21 protein-coding genes and 1 riboswitch are annotated in these 21,245 nt (G+C 70.4%); of the genes, 13 read left to right on the top strand and 8 right to left on the bottom strand.

Annotation, left to right across the window (positions count from 1 at the left end; translation table 11 throughout):
* The first annotated feature begins 372 nt into the window (after window positions 1–372).
* Together L942_RS20000 and L942_RS19995 are read left to right on the top strand one after the other, a co-directional pair.
* A complete protein-coding gene (locus L942_RS20000) occupies window positions 373–1,113 on the top strand; it encodes a ComEA family DNA-binding protein (protein WP_037362536.1) in 741 nt (246 codons plus the stop codon).
* Window positions 1,110–3,488 (top strand): ComEC/Rec2 family competence protein, encoded by a 2,379-nt coding sequence (locus L942_RS19995; protein ID WP_037362534.1) that lies wholly within the window; start codon window positions 1,110–1,112, stop codon window positions 3,486–3,488. The genes L942_RS20000 and L942_RS19995 overlap by 4 nt, the downstream gene beginning before the upstream one ends.
* Before the next feature lie 24 nt (window positions 3,489–3,512).
* Here the strand turns inward: L942_RS19995 and thrC are convergent, their stop codons facing one another.
* Window positions 3,513–4,778 carry a threonine synthase gene (gene thrC, locus L942_RS19990; protein ID WP_037362532.1) on the bottom strand — a complete coding sequence of 422 codons (1,266 nt, stop codon included), beginning with the start codon at window positions 4,776–4,778 and terminating at the stop codon, window positions 3,513–3,515.
* Window positions 4,779–4,791: 13 nt separating this feature from the next.
* A riboswitch (SAM riboswitch) is annotated at window positions 4,792–4,925 on the bottom strand.
* A gap of 131 nt (window positions 4,926–5,056) precedes the next feature.
* Between thrC and holA the strand changes: the two genes are divergently transcribed.
* Window positions 5,057–6,028 (top strand): DNA polymerase III subunit delta, encoded by a 972-nt coding sequence (gene holA / locus L942_RS19985; protein ID WP_037362530.1) that lies wholly within the window; start codon window positions 5,057–5,059, stop codon window positions 6,026–6,028.
* 580 nt (window positions 6,029–6,608) lie between these two features.
* Here the strand turns inward: holA and rpsT are convergent.
* Complete coding sequence (gene rpsT / locus L942_RS19980; protein WP_009081037.1) at window positions 6,609–6,869, bottom strand: 30S ribosomal protein S20; 261 nt, start codon at window positions 6,867–6,869, stop codon at window positions 6,609–6,611.
* Between the two features lie 405 nt (window positions 6,870–7,274).
* On the opposite strand from rpsT, the gene L942_RS19975 reads away from it, so the two are divergent.
* Window positions 7,275–8,138 (top strand): DMT family transporter, encoded by an 864-nt coding sequence (locus L942_RS19975; protein ID WP_037362528.1) that lies wholly within the window; start codon window positions 7,275–7,277, stop codon window positions 8,136–8,138.
* A 22-nt stretch (window positions 8,139–8,160) separates the two neighbouring features.
* Window positions 8,161–8,535 (top strand): VOC family protein, encoded by a 375-nt coding sequence (locus L942_RS19970; RefSeq protein WP_037362526.1) that lies wholly within the window; start codon window positions 8,161–8,163, stop codon window positions 8,533–8,535.
* On the opposite strand, the gene L942_RS19965 is transcribed toward L942_RS19970, so the two are convergent.
* Window positions 8,532–9,143, bottom strand: a complete 612-nt coding sequence (locus L942_RS19965) for a class I SAM-dependent methyltransferase (RefSeq protein WP_037362524.1) — start codon at window positions 9,141–9,143, stop codon at window positions 8,532–8,534. The two genes, L942_RS19970 and L942_RS19965, sit on opposite strands and share 4 nt — an antisense overlap.
* Before the next feature lie 116 nt (window positions 9,144–9,259).
* On the opposite strand from L942_RS19965, the gene lepA reads away from it, so the two are divergent.
* On the top strand, window positions 9,260–11,110 hold the full coding sequence (gene lepA, locus L942_RS19960; protein WP_037362523.1) for a translation elongation factor 4: 1,851 nt from the start codon (window positions 9,260–9,262) through the stop codon (window positions 11,108–11,110).
* Between the two features lie 119 nt (window positions 11,111–11,229).
* Window positions 11,230–11,796 carry a Uma2 family endonuclease gene (locus L942_RS19955; protein WP_037362521.1) on the top strand — a complete coding sequence of 189 codons (567 nt, stop codon included), beginning with the start codon at window positions 11,230–11,232 and terminating at the stop codon, window positions 11,794–11,796.
* Window positions 11,797–11,824: 28 nt separating this feature from the next.
* On the opposite strand, the gene L942_RS19950 is transcribed toward L942_RS19955, so the two are convergent.
* The gene (locus L942_RS19950) at window positions 11,825–12,271 is read right to left on the bottom strand and encodes a pyridoxamine 5'-phosphate oxidase family protein (protein ID WP_037362519.1); all 447 of its coding nucleotides are present in this window, start codon (window positions 12,269–12,271) and stop codon (window positions 11,825–11,827) included.
* A gap of 60 nt (window positions 12,272–12,331) precedes the next feature.
* On the opposite strand from L942_RS19950, the gene L942_RS19945 reads away from it, so the two are divergent.
* Complete coding sequence (locus tag L942_RS19945; protein WP_037362517.1) at window positions 12,332–13,381, top strand: NAD(P)H-dependent flavin oxidoreductase; 1,050 nt, start codon at window positions 12,332–12,334, stop codon at window positions 13,379–13,381.
* 117 nt (window positions 13,382–13,498) lie between these two features.
* On the opposite strand, the gene L942_RS19940 is transcribed toward L942_RS19945, so the two are convergent.
* The 3 genes from L942_RS19940 to L942_RS19930 all read right to left on the bottom strand — a co-directional run bounded on the left by L942_RS19940 (window position 13,499) and on the right by L942_RS19930 (window position 17,244).
* Window positions 13,499–14,974, bottom strand: coding sequence for an amino acid permease (locus L942_RS19940; protein WP_037362515.1), 1,476 nt, complete (start codon window positions 14,972–14,974; stop codon window positions 13,499–13,501).
* Between the two features lie 119 nt (window positions 14,975–15,093).
* Window positions 15,094–16,116, bottom strand: coding sequence for an alpha/beta fold hydrolase (locus L942_RS19935; RefSeq protein WP_037362513.1), 1,023 nt, complete (start codon window positions 16,114–16,116; stop codon window positions 15,094–15,096).
* Between the two features lie 162 nt (window positions 16,117–16,278).
* Window positions 16,279–17,244 (bottom strand): zinc-binding dehydrogenase, encoded by a 966-nt coding sequence (locus tag L942_RS19930; RefSeq protein ID WP_037362512.1) that lies wholly within the window; start codon window positions 17,242–17,244, stop codon window positions 16,279–16,281.
* Between the two features lie 60 nt (window positions 17,245–17,304).
* Here L942_RS19930 and L942_RS19925 point away from each other — a divergent pair, with 60 nt between their 5' ends.
* Genes L942_RS19925 through L942_RS19915 form a run of 3 tightly spaced genes read left to right on the top strand, consistent with a single transcriptional unit; the run spans window position 17,305 to window position 18,316 of the window.
* Entirely contained in the window at window positions 17,305–17,505 is a 201-nt protein-coding gene (locus L942_RS19925; RefSeq protein ID WP_037362510.1) for a hypothetical protein, read from the top strand.
* A gap of 11 nt (window positions 17,506–17,516) precedes the next feature.
* The gene (locus L942_RS19920; RefSeq protein ID WP_037362508.1) at window positions 17,517–17,966 is read left to right on the top strand and encodes a ribonuclease domain-containing protein; all 450 of its coding nucleotides are present in this window, start codon (window positions 17,517–17,519) and stop codon (window positions 17,964–17,966) included.
* Window positions 17,963–18,316, top strand: coding sequence for a barstar family protein (locus tag L942_RS19915; RefSeq protein WP_037362506.1), 354 nt, complete (start codon window positions 17,963–17,965; stop codon window positions 18,314–18,316). Before L942_RS19920 ends, L942_RS19915 begins: the two co-directional genes overlap by 4 nt.
* A 42-nt stretch (window positions 18,317–18,358) precedes the next feature.
* Here the strand turns inward: L942_RS19915 and L942_RS19910 are convergent, their stop codons facing one another.
* Window positions 18,359–19,132: an enoyl-CoA hydratase-related protein gene (locus L942_RS19910; protein WP_037362505.1), complete on the bottom strand. Its 774-nt coding sequence runs from the start codon at window positions 19,130–19,132 to the stop codon at window positions 18,359–18,361.
* 96 nt (window positions 19,133–19,228) lie between these two features.
* Between L942_RS19910 and L942_RS19905 the strand changes: the two genes are divergently transcribed.
* Window positions 19,229–19,804: an ArsR/SmtB family transcription factor gene (locus tag L942_RS19905; protein ID WP_037362503.1), complete on the top strand. Its 576-nt coding sequence runs from the start codon at window positions 19,229–19,231 to the stop codon at window positions 19,802–19,804.
* A gap of 89 nt (window positions 19,805–19,893) precedes the next feature.
* Entirely contained in the window at window positions 19,894–21,216 is a 1,323-nt protein-coding gene (locus L942_RS19900) for an alpha/beta hydrolase family protein (RefSeq protein WP_051166105.1), read from the top strand.
* Window positions 21,217–21,245 lie beyond the last annotated feature (29 nt).

Below are 21,245 nucleotides of genomic sequence, written 5' to 3'. Positions count from 1 at the left end.
CCTGCAGACGGCCAGCCGTTCGCGGGCACGGAAGTGCCTGGCGGAGAGCCCGTGCCGCAGACCCAGGGCGGGGGAGCACCACACCGGCTGTCCGCAGGTGTCGACAGCCTGCGGGAAGGGACGGGTGACGCGGCCCGCGAGTCGATGTCAAGCCCGGAAATCACTGGTCGCTTGTCTGCAGTTGCGGACAGCTCGCCGCTTCTGGAAGGCCAGTCGGCGGCACTCGCGGGCGGCGCAGGCACGGAAAGCAGCGCACCGAACTCGATGCCGCGCCCGCGAACCACGGGCCGGAAGCCCCGGCTGTCTGCAATTGCCGACAACGCCCCACTTCTGGACGGTCAGCCGACGTCCGAAGCGGGCAGCTCACCACTCATGCCGCCCACTGGCCTGGCATCCCGGCTGTCCGCGCTCGCCGACAACCCGCCCCCGCCGGAGAGCCAACTGCCCGGCGGCAAACTAGTCCGCAGCTGGCTGCCCGAACACACCGAACACCGCCTGATCCGCCGCTGGCTCCCGGGCTCCGCCGGCCTGCCCGGCTTCCTGGGCCGCCGAGGAGTGCTCTTCGCCCTGGCCTTGCTGGCCGCCGCCGCGGTCATCGCCGGCGGCTTCGCCGTCTTCGGCCGCTCGCCCGCGGCCGAGATCGCCCCGCCGCTCCCGGCCGCCCGGGCACAAGTGCCGCACGCGTCCAAAGCCAACGAGAACCTGGTCATCAGCGTGGTCGGCCACGTGCGTTCGCCAGGACTCGTCACCGTACCGTCCGGGTCCCGCGTCGCCGACGCCCTTCGCGCGGCAGGTGGCGCCAACCCGGGCGTCGACCTGACCACCCTGAACCTCGCGCGCAAACTCACCGACGGCGAGCAGTTGGCAGTCGGCGTCCCTGCCGCCCAGACCGCACCGGCCGGCTCAGGAGCCGCGGCCAGCAAAATCGACCTGAACTCCGCGACCCCTGAACAACTCGACAGCCTCCCCGGCGTCGGCGCGGTCACCGCCCGGCGCATCACGGACTGGCGCACCCAGCACGGAGGCTTCTCCAGCGTCGAACAACTCCGCGACGTCGACGGCATCGGCCAGAGCAAATTCGAGAAGCTCCGCGAGCAGGTGACCGTCGGATGAAGCTGGAAACCGAGGACCGGTCGCGGCGTGACCACGATTTCCGGCTTGTCCCCGCCGCCGTCGCCGGATGGGCGGCCACCCTCGCCGGACTGCAAAGGGGTTGGTGGGTCGCGACCCTGGTTGGAGCTGCAGCGGTCCTCGTCGCGGCAGTGCTCCTGGCGCGCGGCCGTTCCCGATACCTCGGTGCTGGGGGAGCGCTGTTGTTGATCGGGCTGGTCGCTGCCGTCCCGACCGCCATGCGCATCCGCGACGCAGCATCCGATTCGCTGGGAGCCGCTGCTGCCCGCGGCGGGACAGCGACGCTGCGCGTTGAGATCAGCGAGCGCCCGCGCCCGATCCACCAAGCTGGCTACGCCGACCAGCAAGCAGGCACCCGGTCAGTGGCGATTCCCGCCCAAGTCCTCAAGGCCACAGTCGACGGTCGCACAGTCGAATCGACCGGACGGGCCCTCTTGCTGGCGCCGGTCGCCGGATGGAGCAGCTTGCTGCCCGGCCAGGAGGCGACCACGTCCGGACGGCTCATGCCCGCACGCAGCGGCGAGTTGACCGTCGCAGTGCTCTCCGTCCGTGCCGCCCCAATCGACGTCGGGCCAGCACCGTGGTGGCAGCGCGCAGCAGCGGCCCTGCGGAACAGCCTGCATTCGCTGTGCGCGATTCTGCCGGAGGAACCAGCTGGCCTGCTGCCCGGACTGGTGCTGGGTGACACGAGCGCGTTGCCGCAACGGGTCGAGGGAGAGTTCAAAGCCTCCGGGCTCACCCACTTGATGGCGGTGAGCGGTGGAAACCTCGTCATCATCGGCGGAGCTGTCTTGCTGCTGTGCCGGTTGGTCCGGGCAGGCCCGCGGTTTTCCGCAGCGGCGGCCGGAGCCTGTCTGGCGGGATTCCTCGTCCTGGTCGGGCCGGAACCGAGTGTCGTGCGGGCTGGCGTCATGGGCGGCATCGGCTTGCTCGCGCTGGCCTTGGGACGACGCGGTTCCGCGTTGCCCGCATTGGCCTTCGCAGTGTGCGTACTGGTGGCCTGGGACCCGACGATGGCGGGGAACTTCGGTTTCGCGCTCTCCGTCCTCGCGACGGCAGGGCTGGTGCTGATCGCGCCGCGCTGGGCGGATTCGCTGGTGCGGAGGGGAATTCCGCCCGGGTACGCCGAAGGCCTCGCGGTGCCGCTGGCCGCCTTCGTCGTCACCGCACCGGTGATCGCCGGGATGGCGGGCACGGTCAGCTTGGTCTCGGTCGTCACCAACGTCCTTGCCGCGCCGGTGGTCGCGCCGGTCACGGTGCTGGGTGTGCTGGCTACCGTCGTCGGGCCATGGTGGCCGGGTGCGGGGCAGTTGCTGATCCGGTTGGCGGATCCGGAAGCGCGATGGCTGATCACCGTCGCCCGGCATGGCGCGAGAGCGCCTGGCGCCGCGCTGTCATGGCCCGGCGGCTGGTGGGGCGGACTGTGCGCGGCGGCGGTGTTGGTCGTCGTGGTGGTGGCAGCACGGTTTCGCAGGCTCCGGCTGCTCGTGGCGATCGGATTGGTCGTCGTGCTGCTGACAGTCGTGCCGGCCAAAGTCCTGGCGCCGGGCTGGCCGCCGGGCGGCTGGGCGATGGTGGAATGCGATGTCGGGCAAGGAGACGCGGTCGTTCTGGCCACCGCCGAGCCCGGCCGCGCCGTGGTCGTCGACACCGGGCCGGAACCAGGGCCGGTCGACGAATGCCTGCGGAGGCTGGGTGTCGAACGGGTGCCGCTGCTCGTGCTGAGCCATCTCCACGCGGATCACATCGGCGGTCTCGCGTCGGTATTCGACGGACGGGCAGTCGGCGCGATCGCGGTCGGGCCGGGGCGTGCTCCGGCGTGGGCGTGGCAGTCGGTTGCCGGGGAGGCGCGGCGTCGTGGCGTGCCGTTGGCGCAGTTGAGCGAAGGGCAGCGGCTGGAATGGCCGGGGTTGTCGCTGGAGGTGCTCGGGCCGCGCTACGCCACCACCCGGGCTCCGGCGTTGCAGGACGGCACGATGATCAACAACAGTTCGGTCGTCCTGCGCGCCGACACTTCAGCGGGCCGGGTTCTGCTGACTGGAGACGTCGAGCTGGCCGCGCAGGCGGATCTGCTCGCCGAAGGCGTCGATGTGCGGGCGGACGTCCTGAAGGTGCCGCACCACGGCTCCAGGTATTCGCTGCCGCAGTTTCTCGCGGCGGTGCGGCCGCGCACGGCGCTGATCAGCGTCGGCGCGGGAAACGGATACGGGCACCCGAGCAAGTCCACAGTGGACGTTCTCGGCACGATGGGAGTGCTGGTCACGCGGACCGACGTGGACGGTGACACCGCGGTCGTGCCGGGAGGGAGCGGACCGGCGGTCGTGCGCCGGGGCGAGCCGCGGGGTCCGCCGCGGTAGGGCGGCGGACCCCGGGCCGGTGCGTCAGTAGCCGAGCGCCTTGGCGACGGCTTCGGCGGACGGCGGCACGGTGGCCTTCGGGCCGACGTGGTTCTCGACCGCGTCGAGGGTCTTGAGGCCGTCGCCGGTGATGAGGAGGACGGTTTCGGCGTCCGGGTCGAGCTTGCCGGTTTCGACGAGCTTCTTCGCGGTCGCCACGGTGACGCCGCCGGCCGTCTCGGTGAAGATGCCTTCGGTGCGCGCGAGCAGCCGGATGCCTTCGACGACCTCTTCGTCGGTGACGTCCTCGATCGCGCCGCCGGTGCGGTTGACCACGTCGAGCACGTACGGGCCGTCGGCCGGGTTGCCGATCGCGAGAGAGCGGGCGATCGTGTCCGGCTTGACGGGCTGGACCACGTCGTGGCCGTTGCGGAACGCGGTGGAGACCGGCGAGCAGCCGGTGGCCTGGGCGCCGAACACCTTGTACGGGCTGGCGTCCACGAGGCCGAGCTGGCCGAGTTCGCGGAAACCCTTGTCCACCTTGGTGAGCTGGGAACCGGAGGCGATCGGGACGACGATCTGCTCGGGGATGCGCCAGCCGAGCTGCTCGGCGACCTCGTAGGCGAGCGTCTTCGAGCCCTCGGAGTAGTACGGGCGGACGTTGACGTTCACGAACGCCCACTTCGGGTGCTCGGCGGCCAGTTCGGTGGCGAGCCGGTTCACGTCGTCGTAGTTGCCGTCGACGGCGATCAGGTCGCCGTCGTAGACCGCGGTGGTGAGGATCTTCGCGCGCTCGAGGCTCTTCGGGATCAGCACGACCGACCGCCAGCCGGCGCGGGCCGCGGCGGCGGCCGTCGCGTTGGCCAGGTTGCCGGTCGACGGACACGCGAGGACCTCGAAGCCGAACTCGCGGGCCGCCGCGAGCGCGACGGCGACCACGCGGTCCTTGAACGAGTGCGTCGGGTTGCCGGTGTCGTCCTTGACCCACACGCGCTTGAGGCCGAGCTCCTTCGCGAGCCGGTCGGCGCGCACGAGCCGGGTACAGCCGGGTTCGGTGTTCGGAGTCTCCTCGACGGTCGAGGGGACGGGAAGGAGCTTCTTGTAACGCCAGATGTTGCGCGGGCCCGCCTCGATGTCCTCGCGGCGGACGCGGCCGAAGTCGTACGCGACCTCAAGCGGCGAGAAGTCTTCGACGGAGACGAATTCCGGAGCGAGCGGCTGCCGGTGCCCTTCTTCCTTCGACACCAGTTCGACGGCCGGACCGAGGTCGAGCGTCTTGTTGGCGGAGGTGGCGCTGAGGGCTGCAGTCATCGCGAGGTTCCTTTCCTCATCTGCCCCGCCGAAGCGGGCCGGAATTGGCACCGTGGTCGTCAGCTACCCCGCGATCGCGGGATGACAGGCTGCACGCCGGTTGCCGGGGCTTCGTCGGGCCGTTCCCTCTGCCCCTCTGGATGAGCGGTATTCGGTTGTCGGAGCGCCGCCGGGCGCGTCCTCGGCTACACCGTACGACATCGCGATCAGCTCGTGCCACGGAGGCGGCCGACATCACCGGAGCGGACGGCTCGCCGACCGGGTGAGAAGATGGCCGGGTGACCACCGCACCCGCGCCGCTGCACCTCGTCACGGGCGAGGAAGAACTGCTCATCGAACGGGCTGTGCGAGCGTCCCTCGACGCGGCCAGGGCCGCGGACCCGACGGCCGACCTCACGCGGATGCGGGTGTCCGATCTCACACCGCCGGTGCTGGCCGAGCTGGTGAGCCCGTCGCTGTTCGCCGAGGGGCGCGTGATCGTGCTGGAGTCGGCGCAGGACATCTCGCAGGAGCTGTCCGACGCGATCCTCGCGTACGCGAAGGCACCGGCCGACGGCATCGTCCTCGTGGTCGTGCACAGTGGCGGCGGGCGGAGCAAGGCGGCCAAGGCGCTGCCGGGCGCGTTGAAAAAAGCGGGCGCGGAGATCACCGAATGCCCGAAGCTCACCAAGCCCGCCGAGCGCGAGTCGTTCGTCCGCAACGAGGTGCGCCGCGCGGGCGGCAAGATCGATGCCGGGGGCCTGATGGCGCTGCTCGACTCGGTCGGCTCGGACCTGCGCGAACTGTCCTCGGCGGCGACCCAGCTGGTCGCCGACACCGGGGGAGTCGTCGACGAGCAGGCGGTCCGCCGCTACCACACCGGACGTGCCGACGTGACCGGCTTCGCGGTCGCGGAGAAGGCCGTCGCCGGCGACCGGGCCGCCGCGATGGAGTCGCTGCAGTGGGCGATGCAGCTGGGCGTCCCGCATGTGCTGGTGGCCGACGCGCTCGCCGACGCGGTCCGCACGATCGCTCGTGTGTCCGCGGCCGGGCGCGGAAACCCGAACCAGATGGCGGGCGAACTGGGCATGCCGCCGTGGAAGATCCGCAAGGCGCAAGGCCAGTCGCGCGGCTGGGGGCAGGACGGCCTGGCGACCGCGATGCGCGTCGTGGCCCGGCTGAACGCCGAGGTCAAGGGTGCCGCGGCCGATGCGAACTACGCCCTGCAGCGCGCGGTCCTCGACGTGGTCGCGGCCAAAGGGGACCGCTGACGCCCGATCGGCGTGACTGCCTCAGCGGAGCTTCGACCGCTGTGGTGCCCGGGGTGAATGTCCTCGCGACCGCTGCGCCGGGCGGGGTGCAGCCGCGGCCATGGGCTGGCACCGAGTTCTGGGTTCGATCCGCTGCTGGCTCACGCGACGGTGCTGCGCAGCGCGACGCTGCTGGCCCGAACCACGGCACCGCCCCGCCGACGGTGCTGGCCCTGAACAGCGGCACCGCCCTGCATCACCGCCCTGCATCACGGCGCTGCCGCGAACGACGGCGCTGCCCCGAACGGCGGCATTGGCCCGAACGGCGACGCTGCCCCGAATGGCGGCGCTGCCCTGAACGACGGTGCTGGCCCTGAATGGCGGTGCTGCCCTGAACGACGACGCTGCCCCGAATGGCGGCGCTGCCCTGAACGACGGTGCTGGCCCTGAACGGCGGCGTTGCGCTGAACGACGGCACCGCTCCGAACGACGGCACCACCCCCAACGTCGGCACCATCCCCAACGACCGAACTGACCTGCGATCCAGGACACGGAAAAGGCCCGGCAGCCGAAGCCGCCGGGCCTTCCGGGAAGACTGCGCTCAGAGCTGGTTCGCGCGCTTCGCGAGAGCCGACTTCTTGTTCGCGGCCTGGTTGGCGTGGATGACGCCCTTGGTGACGGCCTTGTCGAGCTTGCGAGCGGCGTCGCGCTGCAGTTCGAGGGCCTTGTCCTTGTCACCGGCTTCGGCGGCCTCGCGGAACTTGCGGATCGCGGTCTTCACCGAGGACCGGATCGCCAGGTTGCGCTGCCGCGCCTTCTCGTTCGTCGTGATGCGCTTGACCTGCGACTTGATGTTGGCCATGGAGGCGTTCCTCTTTCACTCGGTGAAGGTCGCTGCCGCGTTCGTGTGGCTCCGGATCAGTCCTGAGGGGACTGCCGGGTTTCCTCCCTGACGGAATGCCGCACGGCAACAGTCGAAAATCTTAACAGCCCTGCTCGCAGTCCCGGCGAGGGCCCCGATGAGGCCCCCGGAGCCGGAAATCGCCCGGCGCCCCGGCGGCGGCTCCGTTACGGTGGGCTCCGGTAGTGCCTAGGGTTCCGCCGCCTGCCCGTGGTCCCGCACCGCGGGTCGCGAAGACAACGAGGGCGGGCGGGACTGGTCCGAGCGGCACCTTCGGCGGGACACCGAGCCCTGCCGTTCATCTGACGGGACAAAAGCCTGGAGGACCCGGTCTTCAGCGTGCGCTGAAAACCTGAAAGGGTCCGGATGAACACCACAGCCCTCGCCATGGTCCTCGTCGCCGCGGTCGTGCACGCCGCGTGGAACCTCGCCGCCAAACAGGTTTCCGGCGGCGGCCCGCGCTTCGTCTGGCTGTACTACACGGTTTCGGCCGTGGGGATGCTCCCGGTGATCGCGGTCGCGCTGGCCGCCGAACCCGAACGTCCACAATGGACCTGGCTGTTCGCCGCGCTCGGCACCGCGGTGCTGCACGTGGGGTACGGGATCGTGCTGCAGCGCGGCTACGAGGTCGGCGACCTGTCGATCGTCTATCCGCTGGCCCGCGGCACCGGGCCACTGGTGTCGGTGCTCGTGGCCGTGCTGGTCCTGGGCGAACGACCCGGCGTGCTCGGGCTGATCGGCGCTTTCCTGGTCGTCTCGGGCGTCCTGGTGATCAGCCTCGGCGGCAGCACCGGCGACGCGAAGGCCCGGCGCGCCGGCGTGTTCTACGGCGTCGCCACCGGAACGTTCATCGCGGCTTACACGCTCTGGGACGCGCACTCAGTGACCTCGCTCGGGGTCCCTCCGCTCGTCTACTTCGGCGGCGGTGCGCTCGGACAGAGCATTCTGCTGGCCCCGACCGCGGCCCGCGGCCGGTCCGAGATCAAGCGGCTCTGGCGGGAGCATCGGCGCGAGGTGCTGATCGTCGGACTCGCGTCGCCCGCCGGATACCTGCTGGTCCTCTACGCCCTGCGGATCGCGCCGGTCAGCCTCGTCGCGCCGGCGCGGGAGTTGTCGATCGTGTTCGGCGGGGTCGCCGCCTGGCTCGTGCTCCGCGAGCGCAACGCGGTCCGCCGGCTCGCCGGATCGCTCGTGGTGCTGGCCGGGATCGCCGCGATTGCGGTCGCCTGAGCGGCTCGGGTAGGCAGGAGCCATGGACGTACTGAGCAGCCGGGTGCTGATCCACCCCCGCGACCACGAGGTGTCCACCGCGTTCTACCGCGACGTCCTCGGCCTCGCGATCGAGCGCGAGTTCCCTGGCGGCACTCGGTTTTTCGCCGGCGGCGGGTCGATCGAGGTGGTCGGCGCCGGCGAGGCTGGGCCCGGTCCGGACGTCAACCTGTTCCTGCAGGTCCGCGATCTCCCGGCGACACTGGCCGAACTGGCCGGGCGCGGGGTCGAGCCGGTGCGCGAGGCCCGGCGCGAACCGTGGGGCACCGACGAGGCGTGGATCGCCGACCCGGACGGGCTGCGGATCGTGCTCGTCGAGGTCCCGGAGGACCACCCGCTGCGCCGAGACCAGCGCTAGCCCGGTTTCACGGCCCGCAGCTGGGCGGCGAGCGCGGCGAACCCCGGCGGGTCCCAGGTCCAGGTCTGCAGGTCGGTGAAGCCCGCGGCGGCGGCTTCGCCGGCCAGTTCGTGCCGCGTCACCGGAAGCCACTTCTCGTGCGCCGAGAGCAGCAGGCGGCCACCCGGCCGCAGCACGCGGAACAACTCGGCGAACGCCGCCGGGCGGTCTTCCCAGAGCTGGACGTTGTTCACGGTCAGCACGACGTCCGCGGACGCGTCCTCGCAGCCGGTCCGGGCCGCGTCGCCCGCGCGCACCTCGGCGCGGTCGCCGCAGCGGTCCGTGCAGAGCTCGCGCATCTGCGGGGAGGGTTCGACGCCGATCACCTCGCCGGCGAGTCTGCTCGCCGCGTCGAGGCCGACCCCGGGACCGGGGCCGACGACCAGGACGGTCTCGTCGGGTTCGAGGCGGGCCAGGTCGACGATCCGGTGCTCGGTCGCGGCGTTGCCGACCGTCATCAGCTTGCCGCCGAGCCTGCCCAGCAGACCGCTGGGATGGCCGAACGCCCGGTCGAGCGCGGCGTCGAGGACGCCGGGGCCGGGCGGCGAGGGGGAGGGTGAAGTGCTCATGCTTCGAGGTCATCACGAGACGCGCGGGGCCGCATCGGGGATGACCCCCACCCGCACCCGGAGGTCCATGGGACGATGGGGTACGGACATCCCCCACCATCCCGAGGACAGCCCGAGTGACAGCGCCCAAGACGTTCGCCGACACCACCTTCACGCCGCCGGAGTTGATCCGCAACTTCTGCATCATCGCCCACATCGACCACGGCAAGTCGACGCTGGCGGACCGGATGCTGCAGCTCACCGGCGTCGTCGAGGAGCGAGCCATGCGCGCGCAGTACCTCGACCGCATGGACATCGAGCGGGAACGCGGCATCACGATCAAGGCCCAGAACGTGCGGCTGCCCTGGCAGGTGGACGGCAAGGACCACGTCCTGCACCTGATCGACACGCCCGGCCACGTGGACTTCACCTACGAGGTCTCCCGGGCGCTCGAGGCGTGCGAGGGCGCGATCCTGCTGGTCGACGCCGCGCAGGGGATCGAGGCGCAGACGCTCGCGAACCTGTACCTCGCGCTCGAGAACGACCTGCACATCATCCCGGTGCTGAACAAGATCGACCTGCCCTCGGCGGACCCGGAGAAGTACGCGGCGGAGATCGCGCACATCATCGGCTGCGAGCCCTCGGACGTGCTGCGCGTGTCGGCGAAGACCGGCATGGGCGTGACCGAGCTGCTCGACGAATGCGTGCGCCAGGTCCCGCCGCCGGTCGGCGACGCGGACGCGCCCGCCCGCGCGATGATCTTCGACTCGGTCTACGACACCTACCGCGGCGTGGTCACCTACATCCGCGTGGTGGACGGCAAGATCACGCCGCGCGAGAAGATCAAGATGATGTCCACCGGCGCGACGCACGAACTGCTCGAGGTCGGGATCATCTCGCCGGAGCCGAAGGCCAGCAAGGGACTCGGCGTCGGCGAGGTCGGCTACCTGATCACCGGCGTGAAGGACGTGCGGCAGTCGAAGGTCGGCGACACCGTGACGTCCGAGCGCAACGGGGCGAAAGAGCCGCTGGCCGGCTACCGCGACCCGAAGCCGATGGTGTTCTCCGGGCTGTACCCGGTGGACGGCTCGGACTATCCGGAACTGCGCGAGGCGCTGGAGAAGCTGCAGCTCAACGACGCCGCGCTGACCTACGAGCCGGAGACGTCGGTCGCGCTGGGCTTCGGCTTCCGCTGCGGCTTCCTCGGCCTGCTGCACCTGGAGATCACCCGGGACCGGCTGGAGCGCGAGTTCGGCCTCGACCTGATCTCCACCGCGCCGAACGTGGTGTATCGCGTGGTGCTGGAGGACCGCAGCGAGGTCGTCGTCACGAACCCGTCGGACTGGCCGACCGGGCTCAAGATCTCCGAGGTGCACGAGCCGGTGTCAAAGGTGAGCATCCTCGCGCCGTCGGAATTCGTGGGCACGATCATGGAGCTGTGCCAGGCGAAGCGCGGCACGCTGCTGGGCATGGACTACCTGTCCGAGGACCGCGTCGAACTGCGCTACACGATCCCGCTGGCGGAGATCATCTTCGACTTCTTCGACACGCTGAAGTCGCGCACGCGCGGCTACGCGTCGCTCGACTACGAGGAATCCGGCGAGCAGGTGGCTGACCTGGTGAAGGTCGACATTTTGCTGCAGGGCGAGACGGTGGACGCGTTCTCCGCGATCGTGCACAAGGACGCCGCGTACAACTACGGAAACCGCATGGCGACGCGGCTGCGCGAGCTGATTCCGCGCCAGCAGTTCGAGGTCCCGATCCAGGCCGCGATCGGCTCGCGCATCATCGCGCGCGAAACGATCCGCGCCATCCGCAAGGACGTGCTGGCGAAGTGCTACGGCGGCGACATCTCGCGGAAGCGGAAACTGCTGGAGAAGCAGAAGGAAGGCAAGAAGCGGATGAAGACCGTCGGCCGGGTGGAGGTGCCGCAGGAAGCCTTCGTCGCGGCACTGTCCACTGAGGACAACGGGAAGAACAAGAAGTAGCCCACCATCGGGTGAATGGCGGCTCCGGGTTTCCGGGGCCGCCGTTTTTTGTCGGTGGCGAGTGGTGTTCTCAATTGCCGACAGGGATTCTCTGGCGCGAACAGGGAAAGGAGAGCACCATGACGGTCATGATGGAGAGCCAGAATCCGCCCGGGTCCGGTCCCATGACGGTGCGGGACCTTGAGGGGATGCCGGATGATGGCCGCCGTTACGAACTCATCGACGGGACGCTCCTCGTGAGCCCCGCACCTGGCTTGAGACATCAGACGATCAGCTATCAGTTGTACGGCGTGCTCTACGCGGCCTGCCCGGACGACATGTTCGTGGTCGGTGCGCCGTTCGCGGTGCATGTGGGCGACCGGATCGAGCTGCAGCCGGATGTGCTGGTCGGCCGGACCGAGGACTTCACCGCGAAAGACCTCCCAGTGCCGCCGGTGCTCGCCGTCGAGGTCCTGTCGCCGAGCACGTCGATTCACGACCTGAACACCAAGAAAGCGCTCTACGAACGGCTACGCGTACCTAGTTATTGGGTGATCGACCCGGCGGAACCTGAACTGACGGTCTTCGAACTTGACGAGGACGGCAGTTATCGCCAGGTCGCCAAGGCCGCGGGAGCGGAGGCGTTCGAGGCACTGCGGCCGTTCCCGGTCCGGATAGTGCCCGAAGTGCTCGCCGGAAGGAGTTGAACGGCTTCGCGCGTTTATCCGGGCGCGCTCAGGCGTTCCCGATGATCTTGCCCACCTCCACGAACACCGCGACCCGGCGTTCGGCGGCCATCACCCGGTCGTATTCCTCCCAGTCGTCGTGGGTGCCCGTCGCGGCGCGGAACACCTCGCGCAGCAGGGGCGGCAGGCCGTCGGCCGGGAAGGACGGGTCGGGGTCGTCCGGGCCGATCAGGCGGACCGGGCCGGTCACCGAGAGCCAGTGCCAGCCGCGGCGGAAGGTCACCGTCGCGTGGCCGTTGCGGCGCAGCAGCATGAGCTTGTGCGCACCGCCGACGGCGACGAAGCCCACGCTTGGCTTGCCGGTCACCGGGTCGTCCAGGACGCCCGCGTTCACCACGGACGCGTGCACGGTGCCGTCGGCGCGGGTCGTGGCCACGGTGGCGAGGCCGTTCTCCTGCACCGTCAGCGCGCGGAGCTGTTCCAGGGTTGCCGTCATGGTCCTGTGCAACGCGGCGGCTGCCCGGCGCATTTCCGGTCCGGCACTAGGCTCGGGGACATGTTCGATGATCTCGAGTTCCCGGTGATCGTGGCGCCGATGGCGGGCGGGCCGACGACCCCGCAGCTGGTCGGCGCCGTCACGGACGCGGGCGGGTTCGGTTTCCTCGCCGCCGGCTACCTCAGCCCGGAGACGCTGGACGCCCAGCTCGCGCACGCCGCCGACCTCACCGGCGGGCGGTTCGGCGTCAACCTGTTCGTCCCCGGCGGCCGGTCGGTGGCCGACCTGAGCGCGCACCGCGAACGGCTGCTCGCCGAAGCCGTGCGTTACGGCGTCGAACTCGGCGACCCGGTCTGGGACGACGACGCGTACCCGGCGAAACTCGACCTCGTCGTGCGGCACCGGGTTCCGGTGGTGTCGTTCACCTTCGGCGCGCCGACGTCCGCTGAGGTGCAGCGGATCCACGAGGCGGGCGGCAAGGTCGCGGTCACCGTCACGAACCCGGAGGAAGCCGACCTCGCGGCCGCGCGCGGAGCGGACGCGCTGGTCGTACAGGGGTTCGAAGCCGGCGGGCATCGCGGCGTGTTCACCGACGACTCGGGCAACCCGGCCGGCGGCGAGGAGTACGGCCTGCTCGCGCTGCTGCGGCTGCTCGGCGCGCGCACGAGCCTGCCGTTGATCGCGGCCGGAGGACTGGTCAACGGCGCCGACGTCGCGGCGGTGCTGGCTGCTGGCGCGTCGGCGGCGCAGATGGGCACGGCTTTCCTGCTCGCGACGGAAGCGGGCACCGGCGAGACCCAGCGGCGCGCGCTCGCCGAAGCCGGCCGGACCACGGCGTTCACGCGCGCGTTCAGCGGACGCCCGGCGCGGGGCATGGTGAACCGTGTCCTGAGCGACCTCTCCGCCGACGCGCCCTCCGCGTATCCGCAACTGCACCACCTGAGCAAGCCAGTCCGCGCGGCGGCCGCCAAGGCCGGCGATCCGGAGGCGATGTCGCTGTGGGCCGGGCAGACCTACCCGCTCGCCAGCGACGGTTCCGCGGCCTCGATCATGGCCCGGCTGCGCACCGAGGCGAAGGCGGCGGCGGAACGGCTCGACCGGTTGCGCTGAGGCGGGGCGGGAGGTTGGCCTGCGCGGAACTTTCCCGGCGAGGCCAGGCAGGCGCACAAGAAAATGCGGGGGACGCCGCCACAGCGTCCCCCGCAGGAAACCCGCTCGAACGCGCGATCAGTCCGAAGTGGACTCGAGCCCGGACTCGCCGGTCCCCTCGCCGCGTTCCATCGCGGAGTGGCGTTTGCCGTAGGCGAAGTAGATCACCATGCCGATCACGAACCAGATCGCGAAGCGCAGCCAGGTTTCCGGCTTCAGGAACGTGATCAGCCAGACCGAGAACACGACCCCGATGACCGGGACCACCGGCATGCCCGGCGTCTTGAACGTGCGCGGCAGGTCGGGGCGCTTGTAGCGCAGCACGATCACCGCGACGCAGACGACCACGAAGGCCAGCAGGATGCCGATGTTCGTCAGCTCCGCGGCCTCGCCGATGGGGAGCACGCCCGCGATCAAAGCCGAAGCGACGCCCAGGATCCACGTGATGCGCGACGGGACCTTGCGGACCGGATGGGTCTTCGAGAACCACTTCGGCAGCAGGCCGTCCCGGCTCATCGAGTAGCCCACGCGCGTCGCGCCCAGCAGGAAGGTGAAGAGGACCGTCAGGATGCCGATGATGGCTCCCACCGCGATGATCGCGCCCAGCCAGCCGAGGCCGACCTTCGCGAACGCGCTCGAGAACGCGGCTTCCGGGTTGATGTCGGTGTACTTCACCATGCCGGTCAGCACCAGGCAGGCCAGCACGTACAGCACCATCGAGATCGCCAGCGAGTAGATGATCGCCTTCGGCATGTGCTTCTGCGAGTCCTGCGACTCTTCCGCCGCGGTGGACATCGCGTCGTAGCCGAAGACCGCGAAGAACACCGTTGCCGCGCCGGTGAAAGCGCCGCTGAGGCCGAACGGGAAGAAGTTGCTGTAGTTGCCGCTTTGGATGTGGAAGGCGCCGACCACGATCACCAGCAGCACCAGGCCGACCTTCAAGTACACCAGCAGCGTCTCGAAGCGCGCCGCGTTCTTCATGCCCTGGTTGAGGATGAACGCGATCAGCAGGCAGAGCAGCACCGCGAACAGGTTGATCTTGTACGACCCCGGCGCGACGCCCGCCGGTTCCGTCCCGGGCGCGCCGGCCATCCAGTGCGGCAGCGACACGTGCAGGAAGCCCAGCAAATCGTTGAAATAGCCGGAAATCCCGATCGCCACCACGGACACGATCGCGGTGTACTCCAGCAGCAGGTCCCAGCCGATGAACCAGCCGACGATCTCGCCGAGCACCGCGTACCCGTAGGTGTAGGCGGAGCCCGCGCGCGGGATGAGGCCGGCGAACTCGGCGTAGGAGAACGCGGCCGCGGCGCTGGCGATGCCCGCGATCAGGAACGAGATCAGCACGGCCGGGCCCGCGGTCTTGTTCGCGACCGCGCCGGCGAGCGAGAAGATGCCCGCGCCGATGATGCCGCCGACGCCGATCGCGGTCAGCTGCCGCAGGCCGAGCGTGCGCTGCAGGCCGCTTTCGCCGGTTTGCTCGATGGCTTCGATCGGCTTCCGCCGGAAGATCCCGGTCCCGGTGCCCAGGTCAGGGCCGCGCGGAGCTGACATCGACGTCTCCTCAGACTGGTGGTTCGCCGGGCCCGGGTTCCGGGCCCTGGCAGGGCACCGTACCCGGAGGCGCTCCGCCTGTCACCGACTCCGCAGTGTGACGATCTCGGCGGCTCGGGTCACCCGGTCGCGGAGCCGGTCTCGACGTCTCTGACCGTGGGCGCCGGACGCGTGGCGGAGCGGACCGCGCCCGCGGCGAAGAACGCGAGCAGCTCCGCGACCTCGGCCGGATCGTCCAGCTGCGGGCAGTGGCCCCAGTCCTCCCGGACGACGAGCCTGCTGTGCGGCACCAGGGTGTGCAGCTTCCGCCCGGACGCGGCGGTCACGAGCTTGTCCTTGCCGCACGCGACCGCGAGCAGCGGGATCGTGATCAGGTCGAGCCGGTAGGCGTCGGCCAGCTCCGAGACGAGCTGCCGCGCCTGTTCGAGCCGGGACGTGGTGGCCCGGTAGTCGGGGAAGAGGGTGGTGAACCGCGCGACCTGGCTCGCGTCGGCGTGCTTCGAGTCGGCGTAGAGGATCCGCGGCACGACCTGTCCGGCCACCGCGCGGACCAGGAAGCCCGGCACCGGCAACGGAAGCGAGGAGTACAGCCGCAGCGGCAGCGGATTGCGCCCGACCGTGCGCACCAGCCACGAGTCGACGAAACCGGGCGCGGCGATCGACACCACGCCCGCGGTCGGCAGCCGGTGGTTCTGCGCCGCGCGCAGGCTCATCGTGCCGCCGAGCGAGTTGCCCGCGAGCACCACCGGGCCGAGCACGGCCTGTTCGCGCACCACCGCGGCGGTGAACGCGTCGAGCTGGGGGAGCATCGGACCGGGGCGCAGCGGTTGCGCCTCGCCGAAGCCGGGAAGGTCGACCGCGACCGCGGCGATGCCCGCGGCCGCTAGTTCTCCGAGTACCGGACGCCACGTGTCGGCACTGTCGCAATACCCGTGGAGCAGCACGAGCCGGGGCGCGCGGGGCTTCTCGGCGCCCTTGCGGCGCGTGCGCTTGGGTGCGGGCGCCTCGGCGACGGGCGGCCCGACCTCGAGCACGCGCGTGCGGATCCCGGCGAACCGCCGGAACGACTCCCGGACGGGCGCCGGATCGCTGGGGGGCCGGCCGCCCCGGTCGGCGGGTGCGGGCCGCTGCGTCGCGGTCATGTTCTCCAGGTTAACCGCCCAAGGTCGACTTCTGGTGGAACTTCGGGGGTCACTATCTGATTGCGAAGCTGGGGTGTTGACGATTCACTGGAGAACGGGTAAAAGCGCTGGCCCGGGCGCATTCGGGAAGGAAAAGCCCAGGCCAGCGCGGTGCGGCCGCGATCAGCGGGTGAAGACGATCTTGCCCGCGGTCTCCCCGGCGGCCATCGCGGCGAATCCCGCGGGGGCCTCCGTGAGGGGGAGCTCGGCGCCGATCTGCGGCTTGATGCCCTTCAGATCGAGGTAGGCGAGCAGGTCGGCCAGCTCGTCGCGGGTGCCCATGGTCGAGCCGAGGACGCGCAGCTGCAGGAAGAACACCCGCTGCAGGTCGGCCGACGGGTCGGGGCCGCTCGTCGAACCGGACACCACGACCACGCCGCCCGGCTTCAGCGACTTGAGCGTGTGGCCCCAGGTGGCCTTGCCGACGGTCTCGAACACCGCGTCCACCCGCTCGGGCAGCCGCGCGCCGGACTCGAAGCTCTGGTGCGCGCCGACGCTCTCGGCCAGCGCGCGCTTCTCCTCGGTGCGCCCGGTGACCCACACGCGGAACCCGGCCGCGCGGCCGAGCGCGATCAGCGCGGTCGACACGCCGCCGGACGCGCCCTGCACCAGCATCGTCTGGCCGGGCCGCAGACCCGACTTCACGAACAGCATCCGGTACGCGGTGAGCCACGCGGTGCCCATCGTCGCGCCCTCGGCGAAGGTCAGGCCGGCCGGCTTCGGCACCGCGTTGCGGGCCGGGACCACGACCTGGTCGGCGAACGTGCCCTGGTGCTTTTCGGTGAGCAGGGTGCGCTTCGGGTCGAGCGTGTCGTCGCCCTGCCAGCCCGGCGCGTTGATCACCGAATGCAGCACGACCTCGGTGCCGTCGTCGAGCGTTCCCGCTCCGTCGCAGCCGAGGATCATCGGGAACTGGTCGGGCTTGATGCCGACGCCGCGCAAGGTCCACAGGTCGTGCATGTTCAGGCTGGCGGCTTTGACGTGCACCCGGACCCAGCCTTCGGGCACCTCGGGTTCCGGCCGCTCGCCGACGACCAGCGAATCGAGCGGGGACTCGGCGTTGGGTTCCTGCGCGTATACGGCGAACATGGCAGCAACCTACCTCCCCTGCCCGCCCCGACGCAGGCGAGCGCGCGTAGGCTCACACTCGTGTTCGAGGGCTTGGCCAACTGGTGGGACGGGGTCGAGCTGTGGCTTGCCCAAGCCTGGTTCCCGGTGCAGTTCGTGCTGGTGATGGCGGTGCTCGTGCCGCTGTGCCTGCTCGCCGCGTGGGCCATCGACAAGCTGGTCGAACGCTTCGGCCGCTGGTTCGGCACGGCCCGTGACGACGAGCGTTCCGGTCGCTCCTAAGCTGGCGCACCATGGTCAACCGTAGGCGGATCACCGCTGCGCTCGTCGGTCTCCTCGTGCTGGTGCTCGGCGGATGGCTCGTCAAGGAAACCGCCGGCTCCTCGGATTCGCCGGCGCCCTCGTCCTCGTCGAGCACTTCCGCCGCGTCCGGGAAGGTGCCGGGGGCGGCTTCCAAGCTGCCGGTCAAACCGCTGTCCTCGCTGCCTCCCCAGGCGAAGGACACGTGGAGCTTGATCCAAAAGGGCGGGCCTTACCCTTATCCGCGCAATGACGATGTCGTCTTCCAGAACCGGGAGAAGAAGCTGCCCCCGGAGAAGAACGGCTATTACCACGAGTACACCGTGAAGACGCCGGGGAGCCCGGACCGAGGGGCCCGGCGGCTGATCACGGGAGCGGGGAAAGAGTTGTATTACACAGGGGATCATTACGCGTCGTTCGTCGTTGTGGATCCCGCGCGGTGAGCGCCGGCGAAACGGCGCGGACCGCGGCGGACGCGGCCTTCGCGCGGGGTGCGTATCCGCATCAGGTCGACGGCGCGCGGACGACGGACAAGCTGTCCACCCTGGACGCGATCGGCGAGGCGCTGTCGTTCCCCTCGTATTTCGGGCGGAACCTGGACGCGTTGTACGACATGCTCACGGACTTGTCGTGGCTGCCGACCGGCGAGCACGTGCTGATCTGGACCGGGTCGGACGCGTTGAAGGCCGCCGAGCCCAAGGCGTACCTGGCGGTGCGGAGCGTGCTGTCGGACGCGCAGCGGGCGATGGGCTCCGGCGACCGGCGGCTGACCTTGGTGCTGGTGGATTCCTGACGAGCCGGGAGGGGAACCGCTCGGCTCCCCTCCCGGTCCGGGTCAGTCCTGCGGGACCCAGTTCGGCTTGCGCTTCTGCGCGAAGGCCAGGATGCCTTCCTGTCCTTCCTCGCTGGCGAAGAAGCCCGCGGACAGGGCGTTCATGTCGGCGAAGCCCTCGGCCGGGGTCGCCGGGCGCGGCCGGGCCAGCAGTTCCTTCGTGGCGGCCAGGGCTTTCGGGCCGCCCAGGGTCAACGACGTGAGGTAGCCCTCGACCGTCTTGTCCAGCTCTTCGGCCGGGACACAAGCGTTCAGGAGGCCGATCTCGACCGCGCGCTTCGCGTCGAAGACGTCGCCGGTCAGGAACAGTTCGTGCGCGGCGCGCGGGTTCAGCCGCGGCAGCACCGTGAGGCTGATGACCGCCGGGACGACGCCGATCCGGACCTCGGAGAAGGCGAACGTCGCTTCCGGGACCGCGACCGCGATGTCGCACGCGGCGACCATGCCGATGCCGCCCGCGCGAGCGGGGCCGGCCAGCCGGGCGACGACCGGTTTCGGGCTCGTCCACAGCTGGTCGAGGATCTTCGGGAACTCGTTCACGCCCTGGTCGGACGAACCGGCGCCGCGGGCTTCCTTCAGGTCCATGCCCGCGCAGAAGACCGGTCCGGTGTGGGTCAGCTGCACCACGCGCACCGCGTCGTCCTCGCGGGTCTTGTCCAGCGACTCGCTCAGTTCGCGCCGCAGCTGCGCCGACAGCGCGTTGCGGTTGTGCGGGGAATCCAGGGTGATCGTGGCGATGCCGGCCGCCACCTCGTAGTGCACCAGTTCGTCAGCCATGCCTGACACTTTCGCACACCACCTCGCCGAGAGCCGGGGCGAAGTTGATGCACGAAAAACCGTGCACGGAAACTCGTGCATCGCTACCGTGGGGGCATGGCAGAACCTCGCTCCGCTGATCTGAAGGCACTCAAGGCGCTCGCGAACCCGTTGCGGCAGCGGATTCTCGAGCTGCTCTCCGCGTCCGGGCCGGCGACCTCCACGACGCTCGCCGAGCGGCTGGGCGTGACCAGCGGGGGGACCAGTTACAACCTGCGGGTCCTGGCGGAGAACGGGTTCGTCGAGGAGCTGCCCGAACGTGCGCGCGGCCGGGAGCGCTGGTGGCGCGCGGTGCCCCAGGACCTGCGGTTGCCGCCCGCGGACGAGCGGGACGATCCGGCGAAAGCCGCGATCGGCGAGCTGCACCGGCTGTGGCTCGCGGGCGACACCGAACTGTACGAGCGGTTCGAGCGCGAGCGGCCGCGCCTGGGGGAATGGGCGGACGCGATTCCGTACTCGCGCGGCGCGATCACCGTGACGCTGGACGAGCTGGGGGATTTCTTCGAGGCGTATCTCGCCTTGCTGCGGCGGTATCAGCGGCCGGACGGCGAAACGCCGGAGGGGGCGCGCCGGGTCGAGACGCGGATGCTCGCGTTCCCGGCGCCGGCCGGAGAGGAGGCCGGCCAGGACTGAACGGGAAGGCCCTGGGTGCCGAGCGGCCACTCGGCACCCAGGAACAAGGGAAAACGTCGCACGATCTCCCGAAGCAAGGAGAACACTTCATGCTGCCCTGGGGCAAATCGCGGCTCGCCGCCGCGATCCTCGTGCTGGGCTCGCTCTTGGCGACCGCCCAGCCGGGACAAGCACAACCGTCCGCGGACGTCAGTTTCCCTGGCGCTGGCGGAATCACGTTGCACGGCACGATATTCCGGCCGAGCGGACCGGCGAAGTCCGCGATCGTCCTGCAGGGCGGGTCGGACTGGCGGACGCGGGACAATCTGCGGGTGCAGGCCGAGATGTTCACCCGGCTCGGCGTCACGACATTCGTCTACGACCGGCGCTCCAGCGGTTATTCCAAGACTCAGCGCGATTACGGCGTGCTGGCGGACGATCTCGTCTCCGCGGTCCGCGCGTTGCGGGCGACGTCGGGAGCCGCCGAGGTGGGGGTCTGGGGAGTCAGCGAGGGTGCGTGGGTCGCGCCGCTCGCCGCGACTCGGGCGGCGGACATCTCGTATGTGATCACAGTCGGCGGTTCCGGGATGGGCGGTGCGCGGCAGACCTCGTGGTATTGGGGGAATGTCCTTCGCCATCAAGGGATTTCCGGTGCGCTGCTGACGGCGCTGCCGATTCAGGGAACGCGGTTCGCCATCGGCGCGGGGTTGTTTCCCGAGGCGGATTACGACCCGGTGCCGGTGCTGCGGCGGCTGAAACAGCCGATTCTGGCGTTGTGGGGAGACCTCGACATCAACCACGCGCCAATCGAGAGTTCCCGGATTTTCGCGGACGCATTGGCGGCGAACCCGAATCATGCGATCCGGTTCGTCGCGGGCGGCGGGCCGGACCTGTACGCGACCAGCGATGCCGGGTTCGACCGGCTGCCTCGGGTCGTGCCGGGATATCCGCAGGCAGTCGGGGCGTGGCTGGCGGATCGGCAGGGTGTGCACGTCGAAACCGCGGCCTTCACGCAGCGGCCGACGGAGGTGCTCAAGCCACTCGCTTGGTGGGAATCTATTGCGGCGCAAGGGATCGCGCTCGCTCTGCTGCTCGGCGGGTTTGCTGTCGGCGGAGTGGTTTCGCTGGTGCGCCGAAGGGGGACCAGGTCGTCCCGGTGGCTCGCCGGATTGGGGACGGCGACCGTCGCCGGGTTCGTCGGAATGCTCGGCTGGGCGCAGATGTCCGGGATGAAGAACCTCGGACCGGTGCTCGCCGGGCGGCCGTTGCCGTGGCTGGCGGTGCAGGTGCTGGCGGTCGCGACCGTAGCGGCGCTGGCGGCGACCCTGGCTGGACTGCGGAAACCGGACCGGAGGCGCGAGGTGCTCGCGCCGCTCGCGGCCGGGCTGGTGTTCGTGCCGTGGGCGGTCTGCTGGGGACTGCTGCTGCCCTGAACCGGGCGCGGCCACCCGGGCGCAGCGGG

It is taken from the genome of Amycolatopsis orientalis DSM 43388 (assembly GCF_000411975.1).
In the GTDB taxonomy this organism is placed as follows: domain Bacteria; phylum Actinomycetota; class Actinomycetes; order Mycobacteriales; family Pseudonocardiaceae; genus Amycolatopsis; species Amycolatopsis orientalis_D.
The sequence above is the reverse complement of the archived record's forward strand: the minus strand, read 5'-3'. Positions and strand labels throughout refer to the sequence as shown.

Excerpts from the sequence above, each read along its gene's own strand:
- L942_RS19975 (WP_037362528.1), top strand. The coding sequence starts at position 7,275 with ATGAACACCACAGCCCTCGCCATGGTCCTCGTCGCCGCGGTCGTGCAC.
- L942_RS20000 (WP_037362536.1), top strand. The coding sequence starts at position 373 with ATGCCGCCCACTGGCCTGGCATCCCGGCTGTCCGCGCTCGCCGACAAC.
- L942_RS19900 (WP_051166105.1), top strand. The coding sequence starts at position 19,894 with ATGCTGCCCTGGGGCAAATCGCGGCTCGCCGCCGCGATCCTCGTGCTG.
- L942_RS19940 (WP_037362515.1), bottom strand. The coding sequence starts at position 14,974 with ATGTCAGCTCCGCGCGGCCCTGACCTGGGCACCGGGACCGGGATCTTC.
- L942_RS19995 (WP_037362534.1), top strand. The coding sequence starts at position 1,110 with ATGAAGCTGGAAACCGAGGACCGGTCGCGGCGTGACCACGATTTCCGG.
- rpsT (WP_009081037.1), bottom strand. The coding sequence starts at position 6,869 with ATGGCCAACATCAAGTCGCAGGTCAAGCGCATCACGACGAACGAGAAG.
- L942_RS19945 (WP_037362517.1), top strand. The coding sequence starts at position 12,332 with ATGTTCGATGATCTCGAGTTCCCGGTGATCGTGGCGCCGATGGCGGGC.
- L942_RS19970 (WP_037362526.1), top strand. The coding sequence starts at position 8,161 with ATGGACGTACTGAGCAGCCGGGTGCTGATCCACCCCCGCGACCACGAG.
- L942_RS19955 (WP_037362521.1), top strand. The coding sequence starts at position 11,230 with ATGACGGTCATGATGGAGAGCCAGAATCCGCCCGGGTCCGGTCCCATG.
- L942_RS19965 (WP_037362524.1), bottom strand. The coding sequence starts at position 9,143 with ATGAGCACTTCACCCTCCCCCTCGCCGCCCGGCCCCGGCGTCCTCGAC.
- L942_RS19930 (WP_037362512.1), bottom strand. The coding sequence starts at position 17,244 with ATGTTCGCCGTATACGCGCAGGAACCCAACGCCGAGTCCCCGCTCGAT.
- thrC (WP_037362532.1), bottom strand. The coding sequence starts at position 4,778 with ATGACTGCAGCCCTCAGCGCCACCTCCGCCAACAAGACGCTCGACCTC.
- L942_RS19910 (WP_037362505.1), bottom strand. The coding sequence starts at position 19,132 with ATGGCTGACGAACTGGTGCACTACGAGGTGGCGGCCGGCATCGCCACG.
- L942_RS19905 (WP_037362503.1), top strand. The coding sequence starts at position 19,229 with ATGGCAGAACCTCGCTCCGCTGATCTGAAGGCACTCAAGGCGCTCGCG.
- L942_RS19920 (WP_037362508.1), top strand. The coding sequence starts at position 17,517 with ATGGTCAACCGTAGGCGGATCACCGCTGCGCTCGTCGGTCTCCTCGTG.
- L942_RS19935 (WP_037362513.1), bottom strand. The coding sequence starts at position 16,116 with ATGACCGCGACGCAGCGGCCCGCACCCGCCGACCGGGGCGGCCGGCCC.
- L942_RS19950 (WP_037362519.1), bottom strand. The coding sequence starts at position 12,271 with ATGACGGCAACCCTGGAACAGCTCCGCGCGCTGACGGTGCAGGAGAAC.